Below are 23505 nucleotides of genomic sequence, written 5' to 3' on the forward strand. Positions count from 1 at the left end.
TTCCCAACGCAGCCAAACAATTTCAGGCGACACGCGTCACTGTCCAGACGCAAATGAATCAAGCGCGATGCGCATCTGTTCCATGGATTGCGGCCCTCCATGCCCCTCCGATTCCACGATGTGGAGGCGGCTTCCAGGCCACAGTTGATGGAGGCTCCAGGCCGTGATCACTGGCCCGCTGATGTCACGGCGGCCATGAATGAGAACGGCAGGAATACGCCCGATAGAAGTAACGCGGCCAAGTATTTCCCCGCCATTCCGGAGAAATCCGTCGTTGGACCAATAGTGGGTGACGAGGGTCGCGAATGCCAATCCCCGTTCTTCGTCAAAGCGTTGATCAATCGACACCGAGTTTGGATCAAGCGAGATGTGCGTCGACTCCCAATCGTTCCAAGCAAATGCCGCCCGCAATCGGTCCTGCTGGTCGCCGTGAGCGAGCCGCCGAGCATAGGCCTCCACGATGCGCTCCCCGTCGCGCCTGCAGGAGCCCTGCTCAAACCGTTTCCAGGCTTCGGGAAATATGCTCCCCACGCCTTCAGTGATCCAATCGACCTCCTGTCGGCTGGTCGTCGTCACCGCGACCAACACTAACTCAGAAACTCTGTTCGGATGCTCCAAGGCATAGGCAAGGGCAAGCGTTGTTCCCCAGGACACGCCCGACACCAACCATGTGTCGATGTTGAGGCGTGTCCTGATTGCCTCGATGTCCTGGATGAGCGACTCTGTCGTATTGTGGTGCAACTCGCTGAGAGCGTCAGAGGCGAGAGGGCGACTTCGGCCACATCCGCGCTGGTCGATCCCGACAATACGATATTTTTGCGGATCGAAATGACGGCGATAGCTGCCCGAACGAAGGCCGCTGCCGGGACCGCCATGCAGATATAGAGCGGGCTTCCCAGCAGGGTTGCCCGACATTTCCCAGTAGAGTTCGTTACCGTCTTTGACGCTGAGTAGCCCAGCATCGAACGGCTCAATCGGAGGGTAGCTCATCACATCGTTGATACACTAACCGACACTGCCTTCAACTGGCGGCCAGATTGGCAAACGGGGTCGAGCTCGATCGCTTCAGATGACTGGCGCCCCCGCGACCGGCCAGCCCAGACCGTGCCACGAGCGCCCTTCTCCGTTCCCGATATCCGTGCCGTCAGCCGCTCGGCGACGCGGGCGCCGGGTGCAGCGATAACCATTCTCCTCGGCCGTCACCAATTTGCCCCCTGCGAACGGTATCAATCAACTCGCCGGGAGTTCGCGGGTTCGACCGATTTGCAGAAGCAACGCGGATGCAAGACAAAGCCCGACGACAACCAGCCCTGATATAACAAGCCACCGCATCAATACCGCCTGCTCATCCTGGCCGATGACGCGGTAGAGACCGTTGATCTCGACCATTTCCGGGTCGGACAACCGCTTTTTGGGCAGTGTTCGATCGGTGTAGAAATATTTGGTCATCGCGTTGAATTCGAGTTCACGGCCGATGAACATCTCGGTGGGGTTCAGGTCTGAAGTGACGTAGCCCTCATAATTGCGTTCCTGTGTGGCGCGGATATCAACGTTGTTGAAGTCCGGTTTTGTCGCGCCTTGATGAAACCAGCCCGGTGAAAACACCGAGAAAGACCCAGAGCGGGGCAGATGGGTAATCGGCTGGTTGACGATTTCGACCACTTTCTGTTCCGTCCGCGCGGCTTCCGCATTCGCCTTTTCTATACCTGGCAAGGTCCAGAAGCCTGCACCGGCAACCGTCAATAAAAGGCCCGTCAGGCCAAGCAGAAACACGATATGGCCGACAGGGCGCGCCGGTCTTGTTGGTCTTGCAGTGCGGTCAACCGGGGCAGCCGGGGCGCGATTCTCGCGCCCGCGACGGCCAAAAACCGCGCTGGGCTGATTGGTGTTCATCGGCCCACGTTCGAACAAGCGGGCTAATGCGGCGTTAATAGCCTCTTGTCGTTGTCCCAAAACCGAGGTCACTTTTAGGTGACATGAGCGGTCGCTTGCCGAACTCGGTCGGTGACCGTGATCGGGTCTTGCCCCTACGCTGGCGCCCCGGCGACCGAACCCCTGACCACCAGGTCAACCGGCCAGACTTCGCCGCGCGCGCCCTCTTCCAGTCCCGAAATCCGTGCCGCCAGCCGCTCGGCAACGCGGGCGCCGGCGAGGCGGATGGACGAGCGCGTCGTCGATAGCGGTACGGAAAAATTCTCGGGCTTCAGCCAGGGAAAGACGTCATCATGGGCGATCAGCGAGACGTCGCCTGGAATGGTCAGGCCGAGGTCTCGCACCGCGCGCACGACGCCCAGCGCCATAATCAGGCTGGAGCAGGCGATCGCCGTCGGCGCGTCGCTCGCCTCCAGCAGACGTCGGGTGGCGCGATAGCCGTTTTCCTCGGTCATGACCACAGAGCAGACGTGGCGCTCACCCAGGTTCAGTCCGCTGGCCGCAAGTGCCCGACGCACGCCGCGCTCGCGATGGATGGCGAAGGTCTCGCGGTCGTCGCCATTGATCAACGCCAGCCGTCGATGCCCGAGCTGGACCAGCAACCGCGCAGCCTCGTGGAAGGCACCCTCATTGTCGATGTCGAGATAGGGGTAGTCGAAATCGAAGCCCTCGCTGCGGCCATGAACGAGGAAGGGAATGCCCAGCGTGCTGACCAGCGCCACCCGCGTGTCCTGAGGCTTAGGCGAAGAGATATAGACGGCATCGACCTGCCGGTTGGCGACGATGCGCCGATAGGTTGTCTCCTGGTCGTCGGCATCGGCCGGCGACAGCACGAGGTCAAGCTCATGCGAGCGGGCATAGTCGCCGAGGCCCGACAGGAATTCGACGAAGTGCGGGTCGATGTCGACGGCCGCACCCGTCGGCAAGACATAACCAATCATGCCGGACTTGCCGGTCGCCAGCCTGCGTGCGCTCGGATTGGGGCGATAGCCATGGCGCTTGGCGGCGTCCATGACGCGCCTGCGGGTTTCCTCGTTGACCTCCGGGTAACCGTTCAGCGCCCGGCTCACCGTGGTCTGCGAAAGCGCCAGCATATGCGCGAGCTGCTTGAGGTTCACAAAAGATCTCCATTCCCTCAAAGCGCTTTTAAATTGAATCGACCCAAGCGCCACTAGGGCGTGGTCATACCAGGACCAAGCATAAGCGCGGTTTGCGCGAGTTTGAAACAGAAATTACTGCTGCACCGCCATAAAAGCATGTTGCAGCGCACTTTTTTGCCTACAAATGCGTAAGCTTAAATCGATTAGCCACCGCCCCCTCTTGACTCTTGAGTGAATCAATGGCGAGATCAGGAAAGCCAAAGCGCTTTGGAAGACTCTTCGAAAGGTTGCGGTTCCCTTGCGACTGAGTCACAGTCCTGCGGCGTCGGCGGACGGAATGGAGGTTCCGTCTGGTGTATGTGACCCACTGGGAGGGAATACCTATGAAGAAAATGCTTTTGCTGGGTGCCGCGTTTGCCACGCTCGCCCTGAATGCGCCCGCGCATGCCGAACTGAAGTTCAAGCCGGGTGAAGACAAGCGCTTCAACTGGGCAAATTTCGAAGACCTCAAGAAAGTCGACCTCAAGGGCGAGACCCTGACCATCTTCGGGCCATGGCGCGGCGAGGACGAGACCCTTGCCCGTTCGGTGCTCGATTATTTCGCCGAAGCCACCGGCGTCGAGATCAAATATTCCTCGTCCGAGAACTACGAGCAGCAGATCGTCATCGACACCCAGGCTGGCAGCCCGCCCAACATCGCCATCCTGCCGCAGCCGGGCCTCATCCAGGATCTCGCATCCAAGGGCGTTCTGACCCCGTTGGGCGACGACGTCGCCGCATGGGTGAAGGAAAACTACGCGGCCGGCGACTCCTGGGCCAAGCTTGGCACCTTCGCAGGCAAGGACGGCAAGCCAGGATTCTATGCGCTTCCCTACAAGATCGACGTTAAGGGGCTGGTCTGGTACTCGCCCGATAATTTCCAGGAAGCCGGCTACAAGGTCCCCAAGACCCAGGAGGAACTCGCCGAGCTCGAGAAGAAGATCATCGCCGATGGCGGCAAGCCCTGGTGCATCGGGCTTGGCTCCGGCGGCGCCACCGGCTGGCCGGCAACCGACTGGGTCGAGGACATCATGCTGCGCACGCAGCCGCCGGAGGTCTACGACAAGTGGGTAAAGAACGAGATCCCGTTCAACGACCCCGCAGTGGTCAACGCCATCGACCTTTTCGGCAAGATCGCCACCGACGACAAGATGGTGGACGGCGGCGCCAAGGCGGTCGCGGCGACCGACTTCCGCGACAGCCCGAAGGGCCTCTTCTCGGTGCCGCCCAAGTGCTACATGCATCATCAGGCTTCGTTCATCCCCTCTTTCTTCCCGGAGGGCGTAAAGCTCGGCCAGGATGCGGACTTCTTCAACTATCCGCCCTATGCCTCCAAGCCGGAGCTTGGCACGCCGCTGGAAGTGGCCGGAACGTTGGTGATGATCACCAAGGATTCCAAGGCTTCGCACGAGTTCATCAAGTTCCTGCAGATGCCGCTCGCGCATGAATTGTGGATGGCGCAGAAAAGCTTCGTCACCCCCTTCAAGGGAGCCAACAAGGACGCCTATGGCAGCGAAGCGCTGAAGAAGCAGGGCGAGATCCTGGTCGGAGCGACGACCGTGCGCTTCGATGGTTCCGACCTGATGCCGGGCAAGATCGGCGCCGGCGCCTTCTGGACCGGCATGATCGACCTGGTTGGCGGCAAGTCCGCCCAGGATGTCGCCACAGACATCCAGAAGAGCTGGGACGGGATCAAGTAAGCGATTGATCTGCCCGGCCGCCTGGCGGCCGGCCGTTTCATCTTCAGGGATCCGGACCTTGCCGGCCCGGATCCGACGGCGGTCGACGCCGCCCCGTTTCGTCATGAGCGCATCGACATGAAGCGCAATCCGCACGCGAGATTTTTAAAGCGGCCGATCGCGTTCCAAAACAACTGAATCGGCGCCTGGTCCCGAGGTTATCAAGCCTCGCTGGATCATCCGCAGGGGAGGAATGCATGGCGTCTCAGATTTTCTCGGCCATATTTGTCATCATCATCGGCGTCGGCGGCTGCGTTGCCTATTTCTGGGGCGCCAACAAGCTGGTCGACCTGATATTCCCATCGCGCGGCGTCGCCGGCGCTGCGGCCATCGACAATCTTCGCCGGCAAGGCCTGGTCCGGCCCTGGCTGTTCGTCGGCCCGGCAATGATCATCCTGACCATCTATCTGATCTATCCCGTGATCGAGACACTGCGGCTCTCCTTCCTCGATCGCGGCGGCATCAATTTCGTCGGTCTGGCCAACTATCAATGGGCGTTCGGTGACCGCGATTTCCGCAACTCGATCCTCAACAATGTCCTGTGGCTGGCCGTGGTGCCCGCCGCCTGCACCTTCCTTGGCCTGATCATTGCGGTGCTGACCGACAAGATCTGGTGGGGCACGATCGCCAAGAGCCTGATCTTCCTGCCGCTGGCGATCTCCTTCGTCGGCGCCAGCGTGATCTGGAAATTCATCTACGAGTATCGCGGCGAGGGCCAGGTGCAGATCGGCATCCTCAACGCCATCATCCAGCATTTCGGCGGCCAGCCGCAGGTCTGGATCTCGCTGCCGTTCTGGAACAATTTCTTCCTGATGGTCATCCTGATCTGGATCCAGACCGGCTTTGCCATGGTCATCCTGTCCTCGGCCCTGCGCGGCATTCCCGAAGAGACGCTGGAAGCCGCGGTCATCGACGGGGCCAACCCGTTCCAGATCTTCTGGAAGATCATGGTGCCGCAGATCTGGGGCACGATCGCCGTCGTCTGGACCACGATCACCATTCTGGTGCTCAAAGTGTTCGACATCGTGCTGACCATGACCAACGGCCAGTGGAACAGCCAAGTGCTGGCCAATCTGATGTTCGACTGGATGTTCCGCGGCGGCGGCGATTTTGGCCGTGGCGCGACAATCGCCATCATCATCATGATCGCGGTCATTCCGATCATGGTCTGGAACATCCGCCAGGCCAACAAAGAAACGGGAGGGCATTGAGATGGCCGTCGCGACCGGGAATTCTTTCGCCAGCCGCTTCGGCGTCCACATCGCGGTGCTGATCTTCGTGACGATCTGGACCATCCCGACACTCGGCATCCTGGTCTCCTCGCTGCGGGACAAGGACCAGATCATCGCTTCAGGCTGGTGGAATTCGTTCTCCAGCTCCAGCCAGACCGAAGCCGGCCGGCTGCCGCCCGCCTCGGCGCAGACCCAGAAGGACGGCAAGTTCGTTCTCGAGGGCAACATCTTCGGCGATGGCGCCAAGCGTGCGATCAGCGCCTTCGGCGTCAAGGCGGCGGCACCGACGCAGTATACGGCCGGCAGTTCGGCCGATCTCGGTGACGGCGTCACCCTGCAGGTCAATGCCGACGGCAGCTTCGTCATGGCTTCGCCCAAGGCGTTCGAGGGCGACCGCGGCCAGCGCGTCTATTACGCCTCGTCGGCGCCGCCGAAATTCACCACCGACAATTACAAGACCGTGCTGCTTTCCGAAGGCATCGGCCGTTCGTTCATGAACTCGCTGACCGTCACCATTCCGGCGACCGTCATCCCGATCCTGATCGCCGCCTTTGCCGCCTATGCGCTGGCCTGGATGCGCTTTCCCGGCCGGGCACTGCTGATCGCGGTCATCATCGGCCTGCTGGTCGTGCCGCTGCAGATGTCGCTGATCCCGCTGTTGAAGCTTTACAACGGCGTCGGCACGTTCTTCGGCGTGCCGTCGAAGACCTATCTCGGTATCTGGCTGGCGCATACCGGCTTCGGCCTGCCCTTCGCCATCTATCTCTTGCGAAGCTATATTGCCGGCTTGCCGCGCGAGATCATGGAATCGGCGCGCATCGACGGCGCCAGCGATTTCGAGATCTTCGTCAAGATCGTGCTGCCGCTGTCATTCCCGGTGCTGGCCTCGTTTGCCATCTTCCAATTCCTGTGGGTATGGAACGATCTGCTGGTGGCAATGGTTTTCCTGGGTACCGAAGCAGACCAGATCGTGCTGACGGCCAAGCTCAACGCACTGCTTGGCTCACGCGGCGGCGATTGGGAGATCCTGACGACATCGGCCTTTGTGACCATCATCGTGCCGCTGATCGTGTTCTTCTCGCTGCAGCGCTATTTCGTCCGCGGGCTGCTTGCCGGTTCCGTAAAAGGAGGCTGAGACCATGCAATCCGCTTTAAAGGCCAGTTCGAACCCTGACGTCGCCGCCGACCGCGACTGGTGGCGAGGTGCTGTCATCTACCAGATCTATCCACGCAGCTACCAGGATTCGAATGGCGACGGCATCGGTGACTTGAAAGGCATCATCGAACGGCTGCCCTACATCGCCGCACTCGGCGCGGACGCCATCTGGATCTCGCCCTTCTTCAAGTCGCCGATGAAGGATTTCGGCTACGACGTCTCGGATTATTGTGACGTCGATCCGATGTTCGGCACGCTGGCCGATTTCGATGCGCTGACGGCGGAGGCGCACCGGCTGGGGCTGAAGGTGATGATCGACGAAGTGCTTTCGCACACCGCAGACAGCCACCCGTGGTTCAAAGAGAGTCGGTCGACCCGCACCAATCCCAAGGCGGACTGGTATGTCTGGGCCGACGCCAGGCCTGACGGCACGCCGCCCAACAACTGGCTGTCGATCTTCGGCGGATCGGCCTGGCAATGGGACACCAGCCGCCAGCAATATTACCTGCACAATTTCCTGGCCGAACAGCCCGACCTCAACTTTCACAACCGCGAGGTCCAGGACGCGCTGCTCGACGTCACCCGCTTCTGGCTGGAGCGCGGCGTCGACGGTTTCCGCCTCGACACGATCAATTTCTACTTCCACAGCCAGGGCCTGGAAAACAATCCGCCACTGCCGCCGGAAGAGCGCAACGACCAGACCGCGCCGGCGGTCAATCCCTACAACTACCAGGATCACATCTACGACAAGAGCCGGCCGGAAAACCTCGGCTTCCTCGAACGCTTCCGCGCCCTGCTCGACGAGTATCCGGCGACCGCCGCGGTCGGCGAAGTCGGCGATTCGCAGCGCGGGCTGGAAGTGGTGGCAGCCTATACCGCCGGCGGCAAGCGCGTGCACATGTGCTATTCCTTCGACTTCCTGGCGCCGGAAAAGATCAGTGCCGGCAAGGTCCGCTCAGTGCTGGAGGCCTTCGGCAAGGTCGCCAGCGACGGCTGGTCGTGCTGGGCGTTTTCCAACCATGACGTGATGCGCCCGGCCTCGCGCTGGGCTGCCAATGAGGCCGACCCTACGGCCTATCTCAAGGTGATCTCGGCGCTGCTGATGTCACTGCGCGGCTCGGTCTGCATCTACCAGGGCGAGGAGCTCGGGCTCGGCGAGGCCGATCTGCGCTTCGAGGATCTACAGGATCCCTATGGCATCCGCTTCTGGCCGGAATTCAAGGGCCGTGATGGCTGCCGCACGCCCATGGTGTGGGATGACGGCGCCAAAAATGGCGGCTTCTCCCAGGCAAAGCCCTGGTTGCCGGTGCCGGCCAAGCATCTGTCGCAGGCAGTCAATATCCAGCAGGGCGACCAGGCTTCGCTGCTCGAGCACTACCGGCGCTTCCTCACCTTCCGCCGCGCCCATCCGGCGCTGGCCAAGGGAGATATCACCTTCATCGAAAGCCAGGGCGACACCGTCGCCTTCACCCGCGGCGCCGGCAATGAGCAGATCGTCTGTGCCTTCAACCTCGGCGCCAAGCCGGCGAAAGTTGACCTTGGTAACCGGCCGCTGCAACCTTTGCCGGGACACGGGTTTTCCGGGCAGGCGAGCACCGGTTCGATCGAACTCGGCGGCTACGGCGCCTGGTTCGGACGCATCGACTGAAATCTTTGAGGACATCACTGGGAGGAAACCAATGGCCGATGTCAATTTGAGACAAGTGAAGAAGTCCTACGGCAATCTGAACATTCTCCACGGCATCGACCTCGATATCAAATCGGGCGAGTTCATCGTCTTCGTCGGTCCGTCGGGCTGCGGCAAGTCGACCTTGCTGCGATCGATCGCCGGCCTCGAGGAAATCACTTCAGGCGAGCTCAAGATCGATGGCGAGGTGGTCAACGACGTGCCCCCGTCGAAACGCGGCATCGCCATGGTGTTCCAGTCCTATGCGCTCTATCCGCATATGACCGTCTACGACAACATGGCGTTCTCGATGAAGATCGGCAAGGAGAACAAGGCCGAGATCGACCGGCGCGTGAAACAGGCAGCCGAAATCCTGCAGCTGACCAAATATCTCTACCGGCTGCCCAAGGCGATGTCGGGCGGCCAGCGCCAGCGCGTCGCCATCGGCCGCGCCATCGTGCGCAACCCAAAGGTGTTCCTGTTCGATGAACCGCTGTCGAACCTTGACGCCGCACTGCGCGTCGCTACCCGCATCGAGATCGCCAAGCTCAAGGAATCGATGCCGGCCACGACCATGATCTACGTCACCCACGACCAGGTCGAGGCGATGACGCTGGCAGACCGCATCGTCGTGCTCAAGGACGGCCATATCGAGCAGGTTGGCACGCCGATGGATCTCTACAAGAAGCCCGGCAATCTGTTCGTCGCCCAGTTCATTGGCTCGCCGGCCATGAACATCCTGCCGGCGACCATCGAACAGACCGGCACGCCGACCGTGGTCAGCCATGTCGGCGGGCGCAAGGCCACGGTGACGATTACCACGCCCGCCTCGGCGAAGGGTGCGGCCGTGAGCTTCGGCGTGCGGCCGGAAGACCTGATTGTCGCCATCGGCACGGAGTATCTGTTCGAAGGAACGGTCGATTATGTCGAGCAACTCGGTGAGGTACAGCTGGTCTATGTCGACATTGGCCGCGCCGACCTGCCACTGGTGACCAAGCTGCCGGGCAATGTCGAGGTCAAGCGCGGCTCGACATTGCGGCTCAGTGCCAATGGCGAAGACCTGCACATCTTCGATGCGGACGGACATTCCTTCGCGCTCCAGAAACCGGAAGCAAAGGCAGCCTGAAGCGGCCAGGCCCGCTGGATCAAGGCACAAAAAAGAGCGGCGGGCCAGGCCCGCCGCTCTTTTTTGGATCGACTTTGGCTGTTAGTGGCCGAAGAGGTTCCGGTCGCTGCCCTGGGGCGCCGACTTCTGCACGTCGCCCGACGAGTTGAGCAGCTTGTAGACGGGCGAGCCGTTTTCGCGGATCGAACCCGTACGCGAGTTGTCAACCGAAGTCGCAGCAGGCGGGTTGGCGCTATTGGCGTTGTAGTTGTCGCTGCCGGCGAAAGCGCTGCCGGAAATGGCCAGAACAGCGGCGGCAGCAAGAATGATCTTCTTCATTTCAAGTCTCCTGAATTTCAAGTTTCAACAGAGCGGCAGGCAAGCCCACCGCTCCGGAGGATCGGCTGTTAGTGGCCGAAGAGGTTGCGGTCGGCACCCGTGGCAGGCGTCTGAGCAGCCGGTTCCGACTTCTTGACCGAAGCGGTGTACGAGCTGTCGACAGCAGCAGTGGCTGCAGGGGCATTCGAGCCGTAGTGGTCGCTACCAGCGAAGGCGCTGCCGGAAATCGCCAGAAGGGCGGCGGCAGTGAGAATGATCTTTTTCATTTTAAGTACTCCAGTATTTTTGCTGTCCGTCTAGCGGCGTGTCTTGGGATGAAATCGCGTCGTTCGGACAGCCCCGATGTGGGTGAGCCGTCTGCCGGATTCCAATCACGAAGTTGTTCCGTCTGGGCCATGATTTTACATCTTGTAATTTTAATAAGCATGCCGATCATCTTTTTTTGTGTATTTAATACAATTACTTAAATAAACATGCCGACCCACTCACCGAGTGTATCCGGGCGTCAGCGTTCACACCGTCCTGCACGCATTGTCAACAGAAACGAACCGTTCGGTTCGATTTTAGAAGTTGCTAATAGTCACTTTTCGATACCGTTGGCCTGTTTTCCCCGCGCCAGGAGCCGAAAAAGAGACGATTCGAAACGGCACAGATTGCTAGCCAGACCGGATCTCAGCTGTTCAATCGCTGGCCGGAGCGTTTCGTCCGGCGTGTCGCGCCGCATGGATACGATGTCGCTTTCATGCCGATGTCGCGATCGTTGCCGTGGTTAGATCATGGCATCTCAGGTGCCGCTTCGTGACGACGGGGCGGAGAATTGGGAAGCCGGTCAAAGTCCGGCGCTGCCCCCGCAACGGTGGTGGAGTTCAAGTCGCAACGGGAGACCACTGGGCGAAAGCCTGGGAAGGTGTCGCGACCGTCCGCAAGGACACTCCAGAGCCCGGAAACCAGCCCGAGATATTTGAACTCGACTGATCGCGGTGGGCGGTCAAGAGGCGGATGGTGCATGCCCGGCTTCCGCCGGCCTGCGTCCGGTCCTTCCTCCGTCACCACCAGTTCAGTCCTTGAAGTATGAGGACAGGACATGGATGCTCGCAACGACATGCTGAGGCTCTTGAACAGCCGCAGGGACGGGTTCTCGCTCGAACAACCCTTCTACACCGACCCGGACTACTTCAAGCTGGACATGGAGCTGATCTGGTATCGCGACTGGCTGTTCATCGGCCATGATTGCGAACTGCCGAAGCCCGGCAGCTTCATCACCGTGCAGATCGGCGACTATCCGGTCGTGCTGGTGCGCGACCAGCAGGGCAAGATCAACGCTTTCCACAATTCCTGCCGCCATCGCGGCAGCCGTGTCTGCAACACCGACAAGGGCACCGCCGCCAAACTGGTCTGCCCCTATCACCAGTGGACCTATGAGCTGGACGGCCGCCTGCTGTTCGCCCGCCAGATGGCCGACGGTTTCGACAAGAGCCAGTTCAGCCTGAAGCCGGTCGCCTGCGAAAGTGTCGCCGGCTACATCTTCATCTGTTTGGCAAAGGAGCCGGCCGACTTCGCACCGATGCGGGCGATGATCGAACCCTATCTCAAGCCACACCGGCTGGGCGAGGCGAAGGTCGCCTTCGAGAGCACCATTGTCGAGAAGGGCAACTGGAAACTCGTCTGGGAAAACAACCGCGAATGCTACCATTGCGCCGGTAACCACCCGGAACTCTGCAAGACCTTCCCGGAAGCACCGACCGTGACCGGCGTGCAAGGCGCCGACAGCGATCCCGAAATGCTGGCGCACTGGGCGAAATGCGAGGCCGCCAGCCTGCCGAGCAAGTTCCGCATCGATCCGGCCGGACAATACCGCGCCACGCGCGCACCGCTGCTGCGCGATGCGGTCAGTTACACGATGACCGGCAAGCGCGCGGTGAAGAAGAACCTGTCCGACAGCGTCTCGGCCGACCGCATCGGCACCTTGATGCACTATCACTACCCGACGACGTGGAACCACATCCTCATCGACCATGCCGTTACTTTCCGCGTGCTGCCGATCAGCGCCACGGAAACCGCGGTGACAACCAAATGGCTGGTGCACAAGGATGCGGTCGAGGGCGTCGACTACGATCTCGCCGAGCTCATCCATGTCTGGACCGAGACAAACGACCAGGACCGCCGCATCGTCGAGGAAAACGCCTTTGGCATCCTGTCGCCGGCCTATGAACCCGGCCCCTATTCGGAGCTGCATGAGGGCGGCGTGATCCAGTTCGTCGACTGGTACGCGCGCTTCATCGGTCCGCGCCTTGCCGAAGGCGGCCGGCCGGCGCTGCGCAGCGTGGCTTGAGAGGTTAAGGAATGAACGCGATGACTGACCTTGGCCTTTATCGCCATCTCGATCAGATGGCGCCCTGGAACGACAGGCTCCAGGTGCTGGAAGTGATCGGCGTCAGCGACGAGGCGCCTGACGTGAAGACCTTCACCTTTCGCTCCGACAACCAGACCTGGTTCCGCTACAAGCCGGGCCAGTTCGTGACGCTGGAGCTGCCGGCGCCAGACGGGCCGCTGATGCGCACCTATACGCTGTCGTCGTCGCCGTCACGGCCGTTCTCCATCGCGGTGACGGTGAAGGCGCAGGCAGGCAGCATCGGCACACGCTGGATGTTCGACCATCTGAAGCCCGGCTCGCACGTCAAAGCCTATGGACCGAGTGGCGACTTCTCGCTGCACAGCCATCCGGCGGCCAAATATCTGTTCATCTCGGCCGGTTCGGGCGTGACGCCGATGATGTCGATGCTGCGCTGGCTGAACGACTGCGCGCCATGGACCGATGTCGGCTTCGTCAATTGCGCACGGCGCGCCGAAGAGATCATCTTCCGCAAGGAGCTCGAACTGCTCGGCGGCCATATGCCGGGCCTGTCGCTCGGCTTCATGATCGAGGAGCGGTCGAGCCGCGAGGGCTGGTACGGCCATATGGGCCGCATCGACGCCATCCGGCTGCCGCTGCTCGCGCCCGATTTCCGCGAACGTGAAATCTTTTGCTGCGGCCCCGATCCTTTCATGCGTGCCGTGCGTGGCATGCTGGACGCTTCTGGTTTCGACATGACGAAGTATCACCAGGAAAGCTTTGCCGCGCCTGCGGTGGAGGAAATCCCGGCGCCATTCGCAGCGCCGGCGCAAGACGGCGCGGCTGTTCCCTTCGAAGCCGCAACCCCGATCCGGTTCGCGCTTTCGGACGTCGACGCCGAATGCGTCGCCGGCCAGACCGTGCTGCAGACGGCACGTTCTTCGGGCGTGCGGATACCTGCCGCCTGCGAATTCGGTCTGTGCGGAACCTGCAAGGTGAAGAAGGTCTCCGGCGCTGTCGAGATGAGCCACAATGGCGGCATCCTCGATCACGAGATCGATGACGGCTTCATCCTGGCCTGTTGCTCGAAGCCGCTGTCAGCGCTCGAAATCGAAGCGTGATCCACTTGGCGACCAACTGAGTCCCGAAATGCTCGGCGCCTTGCCAGCACCGGTTGCCTTGCCAACAAAGAACCGAGCGTTTACAGGCGTTGTAGGTGAAGCGATCCTGCTGGGGGGCGGAATTGCGGGGCGGGGCGACGATAATGCGTGATTCCAATGTCTATGCGGTTGCGAACAGGGATATTGTCTTCGAATCCTTCGATGGCGAGGCCGTGGTGCTCAACCTTGCGAATGGCAAATATTTCGGCTTCTCAGATTCCGGCAGCAGGGTTTGGCAGGCGCTTTCGTCGGGGATCGATGCCCAGGCCCTGATCGGGCTGGCCGCAGGCGGCTCGACAATAGCTGCGGCCGAACTCGACCACTTCATATCGCAATTGCTCGACCTGGGATTGCTGGCACGTCTGGAAGCGACGGCGCAACCGCTGCCGGGCGAGCTGCCCGCCGAACTTGCCGCCACGAGCGAGCCGCTCCATGTGAGCATTCACGACGACCTCGCCGACCTGATCATTGTGGATCCCATACACGAGGTCGAGGAACCCCTGGGCTGGCCGGCGGTCAAGCAGGCATCCTGACGGGCCGGTTGCGGCTGGGATAGAGGCGCAGGATGCCGCGCGTCACGCTCGAAACCCTGCCGGATTACGCCCGGTATCTCATCACCGCCGCCGAAAGTGTGGCTAAGGATTATCCGGCCACGCGTAAGGTCCAGCTGCCCCGACTGGAACTGATCGCTCATGTCGGTCCCGGGGTGCTTGCGGATGCGTTTGGTCATGCTTTCGTGGAGGCCGCGCAAGACCAGCGGGAATCGCTGGCATGCCGCATCTTCATCGTCCATCCCGGCATCGCCGGCATCCCCGAGCCGGCGCGATGGGGCGACGCGCATTTCACCGAACACGGCTTTGCCGAACGGCTCGCCGAGGCCGGGCTGCGTGGCCATTATTTTCACGATCTGGATTTCTGGCAGGTCTACGATCCGCAACGTCGCACTGGCGTGCAACTGATGGAAGCGGCCGATGCCTTTCCGCCCTGGGAGCCGACAGCGCCGCTGCGGGCATTCCTGCACTGGGAGTATGCGGCGCGCGGCATGCGGCTGACCCATGCCGGCACGCTCGGTGCCAATGGCAAGGGCGTGCTGATCGCCGGTGCGGGCGGCGCCGGCAAATCCGGCACCGTCGCCGCCGGTTTGCTCAACGGGCTGGACAGCGTCGGCGACGACTACGTGCTGATCGATCTTGCCGGCGGCGTGACCGCGCGACCCCTGTTTTCAACGCTGAAACAGGATCCGCGAGGTTTCGCCCGGCTGGGCCTGAAGCAGCGACTGAAGATCGCGAGCCCTTTGAACTGGCAAGGCAAGCACACGTTTCACATTGCCGACATCGCGCCCCGGCCGGTGCCCGCAGCGCTGGACATCGCTGCGCTGGTGGTGCCACATATCGGCGGTGGCGAGACGAGTTCGATCATGCCGGTGTCGCGTCGAGACGCCATGATAGCACTGGCGCCGTCGGGCATCATGCAGATGCCGGGGGAGCGCGAAAGCGGCTTCCGTTTCTTCGGCGACCTCACCCGGCTGCTACCAAGCTACCGTCTGTCCTTGGGAACGCATCCTAAGGAGATCGCCGGCACTGTTGCGGATTTTCTAACGCGGGTTGCCTCGTGAAGTTGAGCGTGATCATGCCTGTCTACAACCGCGAACGCTATGTCGTTTCGGCCTTGCGCTCGCTGGTCCGCCAGGGCGATGCCGCCGATCTCGACATCATCGTCATCGACGACGGTTCGACGGATGGTTCGGCAGAGGCCGTCCGCTCGATGATGGTCGAGAACCCCTGCATCCGCCTGTTCCGGCAAGAGAACATGGGCGTTGCCAAGACACGCAATGCCGGGCTGAGGCAGTTGCCCGCGGACACCGAATTCGTGTCCTTCCTGGATTCGGACGACATCTCCCTGGCCGAGCGCTTCAAGACCGATCTTGCGCATTTCCGCGCCACCCCCACCCTGGAGTTGACCTATTCACTGATGACCCTGGCTGACCGGATTGACGACGAGCGGCTGGAGCCTACATTTGATAGCCGCACCATGACGGTCCGGGGAATTTCGCTGAGCACTGCCTTGTTTCGCAGGAGTCTTGTCGAGCGAACGGGCCAGTTCGACGAGGAGTTCGAGCAGTCCGAGGACACCGACTATCTGCTGCGGGTTTTCGAAAGCGGTCCGAACTACGAATTGCTGGACAGCGTCGCGATCTACTACCGGCGCCACGCGGGGAATGTAACCAGGGAACACGGCGATAGGGTCCGCAATCATTTGCGCGCAATCCACAAGTCGATTCGGCGGCGCAAGGCCGATCCGTCGCTGCGCGAGATTCCGGGTATTTTCGAGATGAAGAGCCCCTTGAATGATTGGCCGATGACGTGATGCCGGGCGCAATCGGATCAGATCCAGCAGATCTGGAACGGTCGTGGAGGCTGAGCGTGATCATGCCTGTCCACAACCGTGAGGGCCTTGTCGGCCCGGCCCTGCGCTCGCTGCTCAGGCAGCGCGACGCCGCCGATCTCGATATCATCGTCATCGATGACGGCTCGACCGACGGATCGGCCGAGGCGGTGCGCTCGATAATGCGTGAGAACCCCTGCATCCGCCTGTTTCAACAACCCAACATGGGAGTGACCCGGGCACGCAACACAGGGTTGAGACTGCTTGGGCCAGAAACGGGACTGGTCTCCTTTCTGGATTCGGACGATATTTCCCCGGTTGGGCGCTTTGCGGCCGATATCCAACTCTTCCGTGACGATCCCGAGCTGGATCTCACCTATTCAAGGATGATGCTGGTCGACAAGATCGACGACGAGCGCCTGGAGCCTGCCGCTGACAGCCGCAGCATCACGGTCCGCGGCATCCATTTGTCGGCGGCGATCTTCACGCGCCGGCTTGTCGAGCGTATCGGTGTCTTCGATGAAGCCTTCAATCAGGCAGAGGACACGGACTACCTGCTGCGCACTTTTGAAAGCGGGCCAAGATACGTTATGCCCGAGACCGTGGCCCTCTATTACAGACGCCATCCCGGTAACATGACTCGACAAACCGAGGTCCAGTCCCGTGAATTCATGCGCGCCATCTACAAGTCGATGACCCGCCGCAAGGCAGATCCGACCTTGCGGCGGATCGAAGGCATCTTCGAACTCAAGGATCTCGCTGACTGGCAGTTCATTTGATGAGTGGATACGGCATCGTCATCCCGGCTTTCAACGCCAGCAGCACCATTGCCGAGACGCTGCGATCGGTCGCCGCCCAGACGGTTCGACCGGAACTGGTGGTGATCGTCGATGATGGTTCGACCGACGATCTCGCGTCGGCGGTCAGCGATACGGACCTGCCGCTACACTTGTTGCGGCAGGAGAATGCCGGACCTGGCAGCGCCACGACCCGAGGCATCGCCGCGCTGTCGACGCCGCTCATTGCGACGCTCGACGCGGACGACCTCTGGCTGCCGAACAAGATCGAAAGACAGCTCGCGCATCTCGAAAAATCTCCCGCGACAGCGGGGGTTTTCTGTCATTGGCGCAATTTCCGCAACGACCAGCCCGACGCGCCTGAGGCTACTTCCGTGCCCGGCTGGTCACGCACCACCATGATGATCCGCCGTGCGGTCGCCGAGACCGTTGGACCAATCGTCGATCCACCGGGCGGCCGTGGCGAAATGATCGACTGGATCGCCCGGGCGCGCGAGGCAGGCCTTGCTCTCGACATGCTGGAGGAGGCTTTGGCGCTGCGCCGCATCCGGCCGGGCAGCCTGTCCTATGGACGCGATGCGGCACGCGACCGCGGCTATCTCCAGGTGGCGCGCCTCGCCATGCTGCGGCGGGCGCAGAACAAGGCCGGCTCGGGCTGATGGCTGATATCCGCCGCGTCACCCGCCGCTTCCCGGATTATGGCTGGTCCTGGCCGACGGGCGGGCTCGACCAGTTGCTCAAGGCCGCACTTCTTCCAGACGAGGAAGCCGCAGCCGCTAGCGCCGGCCGCTGGCTGGACGAAAACGATATCGATCTCGTCTCGTTTCGCGAGCACCGGCTGCTGGCCGCGATCTCCGACCGGTTCGGCAGGAAGTTGGCCGGCCATTCCGCCTATCCGCGTCTCGTCGGCCTGCAGAAGATGCTGTGGACCAAATCGCGCATGGCGATGCGGGAAGCAGAACCGGCGCTGAAGGCGATGGCCGATGCGGGATGCCAGGTGATGCTGATCAAGGGCGCCAGCCGCATTGCGTTGAACGCCTCGGCACAGCGCGGCCGGGTGGCGCATGACATCGACATATTGGTGCGGCCGCAGGACATGCAAACGGCTTTTGACGTGCTGCGCGACGGCGACTGGCAAATCGCCACCGGGGTCAGCCCGCAATATCTGAGGACAAGACTGGCTTCACTGCGCTCGATGAATTTCTTCAAGGGCAATCTTGGCGACATCGACCTGCACCAGCTCGCCTATGACGGTTCGCAGCGCAGCGAGGAAGACGACCTGGCCATATGGCAACGGGCTGATAGCGCCGAGTTCAGCGGCGTCGGCGTGCTGGTGCCGTCGCCCGCCGACCGCATCGCGCTTGCCATCGCGCATGGCGGGCTCGACGCCCACACGCATAGCGACTGGCTGGTCGATTGCGCCGTGGCCATCCGCGGCGGCGATGTCGACTGGGATGTGTTCCTCGATGTTGTCGCCAGGCGCGGCCTTGCCGTTGCCTCGGCGGTGGCGCTCTCTTACCTCACGCTTGAAACAGGCGTGGCGGTGCCGGACCGGGTGCTGGCGCGCGTGCTTGATATGGCCGACCGCACCGGCCTTTCGCGGTGGTCGGCCGTGCTGCAGGCCAAGCCACGGACCGATTTCGGCAGGCTGGTCTGGTTGTCGCGCGGCCTTGCCAAGCAGTTGCGGCTGCGGCGCAAGAGCGGCCGGCTGCGGCAGGAGCCGTCAGCCAAAGCATGGCGCGGCAGGCCAGCCCGCCGCGAACCGCTGGAAGCACCATCGCCATCGGTGCTCTCCCAAGCCATACCCTGCCCGCCAACGGCGGGAGAGATGATGCTGGACATCACGGTCAGGATCAGTGTTCCACCGGTCCGGCGCCGCATCGAGATGGAGATCAATGCCGATGACCACCATGTCGCGCGCCTGCGCGCCATGGCCATCAGCCGGTCCGGCAAGGAACGGGTGCTGCATTTTCGCGGCAAGGTGACGCTTGATGGGCAAAGGCATGCCTTGACGCTGGAGGCGCGACCTTCCCGGCAATTCCGGCAATGGGACGATGCTGCGGCGGTCGCGACCTATGGCGCGCTGCCCTTCCAACTGATCTCTGCGGCATTTTCGCCGCTGCGCTGAGAACCACGCGGCTCCGGGGCTAAGATGCCTGGCTATCGGCTGCGCCCAAAACAACGTCCCTGCGTTCGCGGGCCCTGATCTCGGCAAGCATCCATACCGACAGCGACAACGGCACCAGGACACCGATGCCAAGCCCGACGCCGTTCACCAAATGAGCGATGGCCGGGTAGAGCCAGACCAGCGCCAGGAAGAGCCGAGGTATGTTGGCGCGCGTCAAAAACAGATATGCGACGGCAACGGCAAGACCCACCGTGTCGTAGCTGTAGCCATAAGGCGTCGCAACGGTTGCCAGCACGGCGGTGAGAACCACTCTTTCGCCATGCTGGACCTGCCGCCAGGGCAGCCACGCCCAGATGGCGGCGGCGATGGCCGCGATCGTCGCAATGGCCTGCATTGCATAGGCGACCGTCAGCCCCGCCCCGCTTGCGCGCGCCAGGAAGAACATGGTTGCGGCGTTGGCCTGGTAAGGCTGCGGATAGGGTGCCTCCAGTATTGCCGTCATCAGGGGGCGGGTTTCGGTCCAGAACAGGTGCCAGACGTCGAAGCCGAGCGAGGCGCCCGTCAGGATGAACAGCGCCGCCGATGACAAAGCGGCGGCAACGATGGCGCGCCAATTGCCGCTGGCCAGCAGGCAGAACGGGACCAGAATACCCAGATGCGGCTTGACCGTCAGCAACCCGAACAGCAGCCCGGCCAGGATCGGCCGCCTAGGTGCTACGACCAGTCCACCGATGAGGAAGGCGGTGGTCAAGGCGCCGTTCTGACCGAAGATAGCGTTGATGAAGACGGCCGGGCACACAAGGATGGCCGCTTGCGCAAGCATGCCCATTTTCAACGGCCGCACCGCCAGCCACAGGCAGAAGACGGTGCCGAAGGTCCAGATAAAATAGGCCGAGAAAATCGGCAGCAGCGCAAGCGGCGCGCCGAAGATGAGGATGCTGGGCGGGTAGCTCCATTCCTGATTGGGAAGATCGGGCGAAAACATCCGCCGCAAGGCCGCGCGATAAATGTCGACGTCGAACAGCCAGGTCACATGGCCGTCGAGCGCCATGCGCCCGCCTGCCCACAGATTGGTGAAGTCCCAATAAGGCAACCGGTCGCTGAGCTCGGAGAAGCCGTGTTCATCGAAGGTCCACAGGGCAAGGTGGTAGCGCAGCCCGATCAGAATTCCGGTGCACAGCACAAGTGCCGCGAAACGCAAATCGGATTGGGTGCGGGCAGTTTGATTGACCGGTGTCATCGCGCAGTTTTCCAAGACCCTGGCAGCCTTGATAAGCGATGCGCGTTAAGATCGGCTTATGCGGAGCCGTCGTCCGGTCTGGTCACCCGCCGCAGAGTCAGATTGATCCTGCCGCCGTTCTTGAGCAGGGCCGAGGTCGACGGATAGATGCGGTCGACGCCGTGGAAGGCGAGACGGCCCTCGCCGCCGAGCACGACTACGTCGCCGCTCTTCAGCCGGAATGATTTGGTGCCGCCTTCGCGCGTGGCCTGGCCGACCCTGAACAGGCAATCGTCCCCCAGCGAGACGGAGACGACGGGTGCCGAGAGATCAGCCTCGTCGCGGTCCTGGTGCAGGCCCATCTTTGCTTCGGCCGTGTAGAAATTGATCAGGCAGGCCTGCGGCGGATTTGGATAGCCCGATACCTGCCGCCACAGATCGAGCAGGCCGTCGGGAATTGGCGGCCATGGCTCTCCAGTCAGCGGATGCGTCGCCTGGTAGCGATAACCCCGTTCCTTGTCGGTGACCCAGCCGAGCGGGCCGCAATTGGTCATGCGCACGCTCATCTCCTTGCCGGTGCGCGGCATGGCCGGCACGAACAGCGGCGCCCGCTGGACGATGCCTCTGACCGCCTCGACCAGTGCCTCCTGAACAGGGCGGGAGAGATAGGCCGGCATGTGGCGGACGCCCTTGGGCAGAACGAGCATGGATTGGCGCACCTTGAGATGGTTCGGACCCGCAAGATGCCACCATCGAAAGAAAACGGCGACCCGAAAGCCGTCACCGATGTCACCGCAATTGCAAATGCCGAGATGGGCGGTGAATTCGCGCCCCGGCTTCGCGAAAGGCGGTTGACGGATAAATATGAATTTCATAGTCAAGTTTAGAACTTGAGCGTTTAAATCAACAAATTGGATGTCGGCGAGAGAGAGAGGCCGCCGGCGGCGAATGGGAAAGAGCGAGGCATATCGACGTGACGTTTCATGAGAGGTTTCACATGGTCAGGTGTGGCAGGGTCTGGGGCCGGGGATTTCTCGCCACAACGTGTCTGGCGACACTGCTAGGCGCTCATCCAGCACTTGCGCAGCAAACCGGCACCCGGACACAAGATGGCACGCTCGAACCGATCAGGGTTGACGGCAAGGCCGGTCGGGACAATTCCGGGATGACGACAAGACGGTGGCCGCCAAGCGCAGCGCCGGTGCGACCAAGACGGATACGCCGCTCATCGAAACGCCGCGCTCCGTCTCGGTAGTGACACGTAAGGAGATCGCGGAACGCGGCGCGCAGGACATCATCGAGGCGGTGCGCTATTCGGCGGGCGTCAGCACCGGCGCCTATGGCTTCGATCCGCGCTTCGACCAGATCTATATCAGGGGCTACGACGCCACCACGCTCGGCGACTACAAGGACGGCCTGCGCCAGCCCTACATCAATTATGGCACGTTCCGCACCGACCCCTATTCGCTCGAACGCGTCGAGCTCATCAAGGGACCGGTGTCGGTGCTTTACGGCGCGGGAACGCCGGCCGGCATCGTCAACAAGGTGCCCAAGCTGCCGACCGAGGACAGGATCCGCGAAGTCGAGTTGCTCTATGGCACGAAGGACAGGGCACAGGCGGCCTTCGATTTCGGCGGCCCGGTCAAGGAAGGCAGCGACGAGTTCCTCTACCGGATCGTCGGCCTGGCGCGAAACGGCGACACCAATTTCGACATCGCCGACGACCGCTATTTCCTGCAGCCGTCGCTGACCTGGAATCCCGATGCCGCGACCTCCTTCACCATCTACGGGCTGGCTCAGGCCGACGAGACCGATTCTAATGTCGGCGTGATCACCGACCCGTCGGGAAAGATCCACGTTCTGCGCGAGAGCGATCCGGACTATGATTACCAGAAGATCCGGCAGCAGCAGATCGGCTACAAGTTCGAGCACGATTTCGGCGACGGCATCACGGTGCGCCAGAATGTTCGATATTCACATCTGGATTTGAGGTCGCGCTATCTCGCGGTCGCCAGTTGGACGGGTACAGTCGCGCATCGTTATGCGAATTCGATCCGCGACGAAATGAATGTGCTCCAGGCCGACAACCAGGTCGAGGCCAGGTTCGACACCGGGGCGTTGGCCCATACAGTGCTTATCGGCCTCGACTATACGAACCTGACCTCGTCCTTCGGCTATGGGGCGGGGCCGACCAACCCTGCCTATGATTTCGACATCGCCAATCCGACTTACGGCGTTTCCGGCCCGACGCCGCATTACAATATCACGACGTCCGACGCGGATCTGGGCCAGACCGGCATCTACGCACTGGATCAGGTCGAACTGGACAGATGGCGCTTCACACTTGGCGGACGCCAGACCTGGGTCGAGCAGACGCGTGCGTACGGTGACGGCAGTTCCGAAGGCTTGAACAAGAACGCGTTCAGCGTACAGGCCGGCGCCCTCTATCTGTTCGACAATGGCGTTGCACCTTTCGCGAGTTATGCGACCTCGTTCGAGCCGGTCACGAACCGGTCCGAGTCAGGCGACATCCTTCAGCCGACCAAGGGTCAGCAGTTCGAACTGGGCATCAAATATCAGCCGCCGGGAACCGACATCCTCCTGTCGGCGGTCGCCTATCATCTCGTTGAGAAGAACAAGCCCGTCGTCGTCAACGCCAACACGGGCACCTACCGCGCGCTGGGCGAAGTCACCAGCAACGGCTTTGAACTCGAGGCGCGCGCCGGCATTTTGCACGGACTGGATGTGATCGCGGCCTACAATTACAACCATGCCGAGATCACAGACGCTTTCGACACAACGGAGATCGGCAAGGTTCCGGCCGTCACGCCCGCGCATGTCGCGAGCCTCTGGGCCAACTACAAGTTCGATGAGGGCAGTGCCGTGCCAGGCCTTTCGGTCGGCGCCGGCGTGCGGCTGCAGAGCGCCACCTATACCGACACGTCAAACACCGCCAAGAATGACGCCGCGGTCTATCTCGATGCCTCGGCATCCTATGATTTCGGCGCCATCGACAAGAAGTATGAAGGTGTTTCCGCCGCCTTCGCCGTCCGCAACATCGCCGATGAGCGCGCGACGGTATGCAACAGCGGCTATTGCTACATGGGCCAGGGCCGCAACATCACGGCCTCGCTGAAACACAGCTGGTAAAATCGAAAGCGCCGTCCTTTCGGATG

Annotated in this window: 21 protein-coding genes, 1 pseudogene and 1 riboswitch; of the genes and pseudogenes, 15 read left to right on the top strand and 7 right to left on the bottom strand. The window is 61.8% G+C overall.

Annotated features, from left to right (window positions below; genetic code table 11):
• Window positions 1-36: 36 nt before the first annotated feature.
• From pip to ACZYHG_RS04280, 3 genes are all read right to left on the bottom strand, one after another.
• Complete coding sequence (pip, locus tag ACZYHG_RS04270; RefSeq protein WP_464612685.1) at window positions 37-990, bottom strand: prolyl aminopeptidase; 954 nt, start codon at window positions 988-990, stop codon at window positions 37-39.
• A gap of 240 nt (window positions 991-1230) precedes the next feature.
• Window positions 1231-1893, bottom strand: a complete 663-nt coding sequence (locus tag ACZYHG_RS04275) for a hypothetical protein (protein WP_464612686.1) — start codon at window positions 1891-1893, stop codon at window positions 1231-1233.
• Between the two features lie 134 nt (window positions 1894-2027).
• On the bottom strand, window positions 2028-3050 hold the full coding sequence (locus ACZYHG_RS04280) for a substrate-binding domain-containing protein (RefSeq protein ID WP_464612687.1): 1023 nt from the start codon (window positions 3048-3050) through the stop codon (window positions 2028-2030).
• A 365-nt stretch (window positions 3051-3415) separates the two neighbouring features.
• On the opposite strand from ACZYHG_RS04280, the gene ACZYHG_RS04285 reads away from it, so the two are divergent.
• From ACZYHG_RS04285 to ACZYHG_RS04305, 5 genes are all read left to right on the top strand, one after another.
• The gene (locus ACZYHG_RS04285; protein ID WP_464612688.1) at window positions 3416-4771 is read left to right on the top strand and encodes an ABC transporter substrate-binding protein; all 1356 of its coding nucleotides are present in this window, start codon (window positions 3416-3418) and stop codon (window positions 4769-4771) included.
• A gap of 236 nt (window positions 4772-5007) precedes the next feature.
• Window positions 5008-6021: a carbohydrate ABC transporter permease gene (locus ACZYHG_RS04290; protein WP_027061275.1), complete on the top strand. Its 1014-nt coding sequence runs from the start codon at window positions 5008-5010 to the stop codon at window positions 6019-6021.
• 1 nt (window position 6022) lies between these two features.
• Window positions 6023-7177 carry a carbohydrate ABC transporter permease gene (locus tag ACZYHG_RS04295; RefSeq protein WP_464612689.1) on the top strand — a complete coding sequence of 385 codons (1155 nt, stop codon included), beginning with the start codon at window positions 6023-6025 and terminating at the stop codon, window positions 7175-7177.
• Between the two features lie 4 nt (window positions 7178-7181).
• Window positions 7182-8846 carry a beta-galactosidase BglA gene (gene bglA, locus ACZYHG_RS04300; protein WP_464612690.1) on the top strand — a complete coding sequence of 555 codons (1665 nt, stop codon included), beginning with the start codon at window positions 7182-7184 and terminating at the stop codon, window positions 8844-8846.
• A 31-nt stretch (window positions 8847-8877) separates the two neighbouring features.
• Window positions 8878-9990 (top strand): ABC transporter ATP-binding protein, encoded by a 1113-nt coding sequence (locus tag ACZYHG_RS04305; protein ID WP_464612691.1) that lies wholly within the window; start codon window positions 8878-8880, stop codon window positions 9988-9990.
• Between the two features lie 81 nt (window positions 9991-10071).
• On the opposite strand, the gene ACZYHG_RS04310 is transcribed toward ACZYHG_RS04305, so the two are convergent.
• On the bottom strand, window positions 10072-10308 hold the full coding sequence (locus tag ACZYHG_RS04310) for a DUF680 domain-containing protein (RefSeq protein WP_027061279.1): 237 nt from the start codon (window positions 10306-10308) through the stop codon (window positions 10072-10074).
• Between the two features lie 68 nt (window positions 10309-10376).
• On the bottom strand, window positions 10377-10574 hold the full coding sequence (locus tag ACZYHG_RS04315) for a DUF680 domain-containing protein (RefSeq protein WP_464612692.1): 198 nt from the start codon (window positions 10572-10574) through the stop codon (window positions 10377-10379).
• Window positions 10575-11077: 503 nt separating this feature from the next.
• Window positions 11078-11278: riboswitch (cobalamin riboswitch) on the top strand.
• 114 nt (window positions 11279-11392) lie between these two features.
• Here ACZYHG_RS04315 and ACZYHG_RS04320 point away from each other — a divergent pair.
• The 8 genes from ACZYHG_RS04320 to ACZYHG_RS04355 all read left to right on the top strand — a co-directional run bounded on the left by ACZYHG_RS04320 (window position 11393) and on the right by ACZYHG_RS04355 (window position 19110).
• Window positions 11393-12640, top strand: coding sequence for an aromatic ring-hydroxylating oxygenase subunit alpha (locus ACZYHG_RS04320; protein WP_464612693.1), 1248 nt, complete (start codon window positions 11393-11395; stop codon window positions 12638-12640).
• A gap of 20 nt (window positions 12641-12660) precedes the next feature.
• Window positions 12661-13761 (top strand): FAD-binding oxidoreductase, encoded by a 1101-nt coding sequence (locus ACZYHG_RS04325; protein WP_464612694.1) that lies wholly within the window; start codon window positions 12661-12663, stop codon window positions 13759-13761.
• Window positions 13762-13883: 122 nt separating this feature from the next.
• Window positions 13884-14333: a PqqD family peptide modification chaperone gene (locus tag ACZYHG_RS04330; protein ID WP_464612695.1), complete on the top strand. Its 450-nt coding sequence runs from the start codon at window positions 13884-13886 to the stop codon at window positions 14331-14333.
• A gap of 32 nt (window positions 14334-14365) precedes the next feature.
• Complete coding sequence (locus ACZYHG_RS04335; protein ID WP_464612696.1) at window positions 14366-15415, top strand: serine kinase; 1050 nt, start codon at window positions 14366-14368, stop codon at window positions 15413-15415.
• Window positions 15412-16167, top strand: a complete 756-nt coding sequence (locus ACZYHG_RS04340; protein ID WP_464612697.1) for a glycosyltransferase family 2 protein — start codon at window positions 15412-15414, stop codon at window positions 16165-16167. Before ACZYHG_RS04335 ends, ACZYHG_RS04340 begins: the two co-directional genes overlap by 4 nt.
• 62 nt (window positions 16168-16229) lie before the next feature.
• Window positions 16230-16964: a glycosyltransferase family 2 protein gene (locus ACZYHG_RS04345; protein WP_464614618.1), complete on the top strand. Its 735-nt coding sequence runs from the start codon at window positions 16230-16232 to the stop codon at window positions 16962-16964.
• Window positions 16964-17641, top strand: a complete 678-nt coding sequence (locus ACZYHG_RS04350; protein ID WP_464612698.1) for a glycosyltransferase family 2 protein — start codon at window positions 16964-16966, stop codon at window positions 17639-17641. Before ACZYHG_RS04345 ends, ACZYHG_RS04350 begins: the two co-directional genes overlap by 1 nt.
• The gene (locus ACZYHG_RS04355; RefSeq protein WP_464612699.1) at window positions 17641-19110 is read left to right on the top strand and encodes a nucleotidyltransferase family protein; all 1470 of its coding nucleotides are present in this window, start codon (window positions 17641-17643) and stop codon (window positions 19108-19110) included. Before ACZYHG_RS04350 ends, ACZYHG_RS04355 begins: the two co-directional genes overlap by 1 nt.
• 19 nt (window positions 19111-19129) lie before the next feature.
• Here the strand turns inward: ACZYHG_RS04355 and ACZYHG_RS04360 are convergent, their stop codons facing one another.
• Window positions 19130-20350, bottom strand: a complete 1221-nt coding sequence (locus ACZYHG_RS04360; protein ID WP_464612700.1) for a glycosyltransferase family 87 protein — start codon at window positions 20348-20350, stop codon at window positions 19130-19132.
• Between the two features lie 56 nt (window positions 20351-20406).
• Window positions 20407-21036 (bottom strand): alpha-ketoglutarate-dependent dioxygenase AlkB family protein, encoded by a 630-nt coding sequence (locus ACZYHG_RS04365; RefSeq protein ID WP_464612701.1) that lies wholly within the window; start codon window positions 21034-21036, stop codon window positions 20407-20409.
• Between the two features lie 3 nt (window positions 21037-21039).
• On the opposite strand from ACZYHG_RS04365, the gene ACZYHG_RS04370 reads away from it, so the two are divergent.
• Both ACZYHG_RS04370 and ACZYHG_RS04375 read left to right on the top strand, forming a co-directional pair.
• Window positions 21040-21216: a hypothetical protein gene (locus ACZYHG_RS04370; protein WP_464612702.1), complete on the top strand. Its 177-nt coding sequence runs from the start codon at window positions 21040-21042 to the stop codon at window positions 21214-21216.
• A gap of 110 nt (window positions 21217-21326) precedes the next feature.
• A pseudogene (locus tag ACZYHG_RS04375) lies at window positions 21327-23479 on the top strand (TonB-dependent siderophore receptor).
• The last annotated feature ends 26 nt before the right edge of the window (window positions 23480-23505 follow it).

This window comes from Mesorhizobium subarcticum (genome assembly GCF_055456085.1).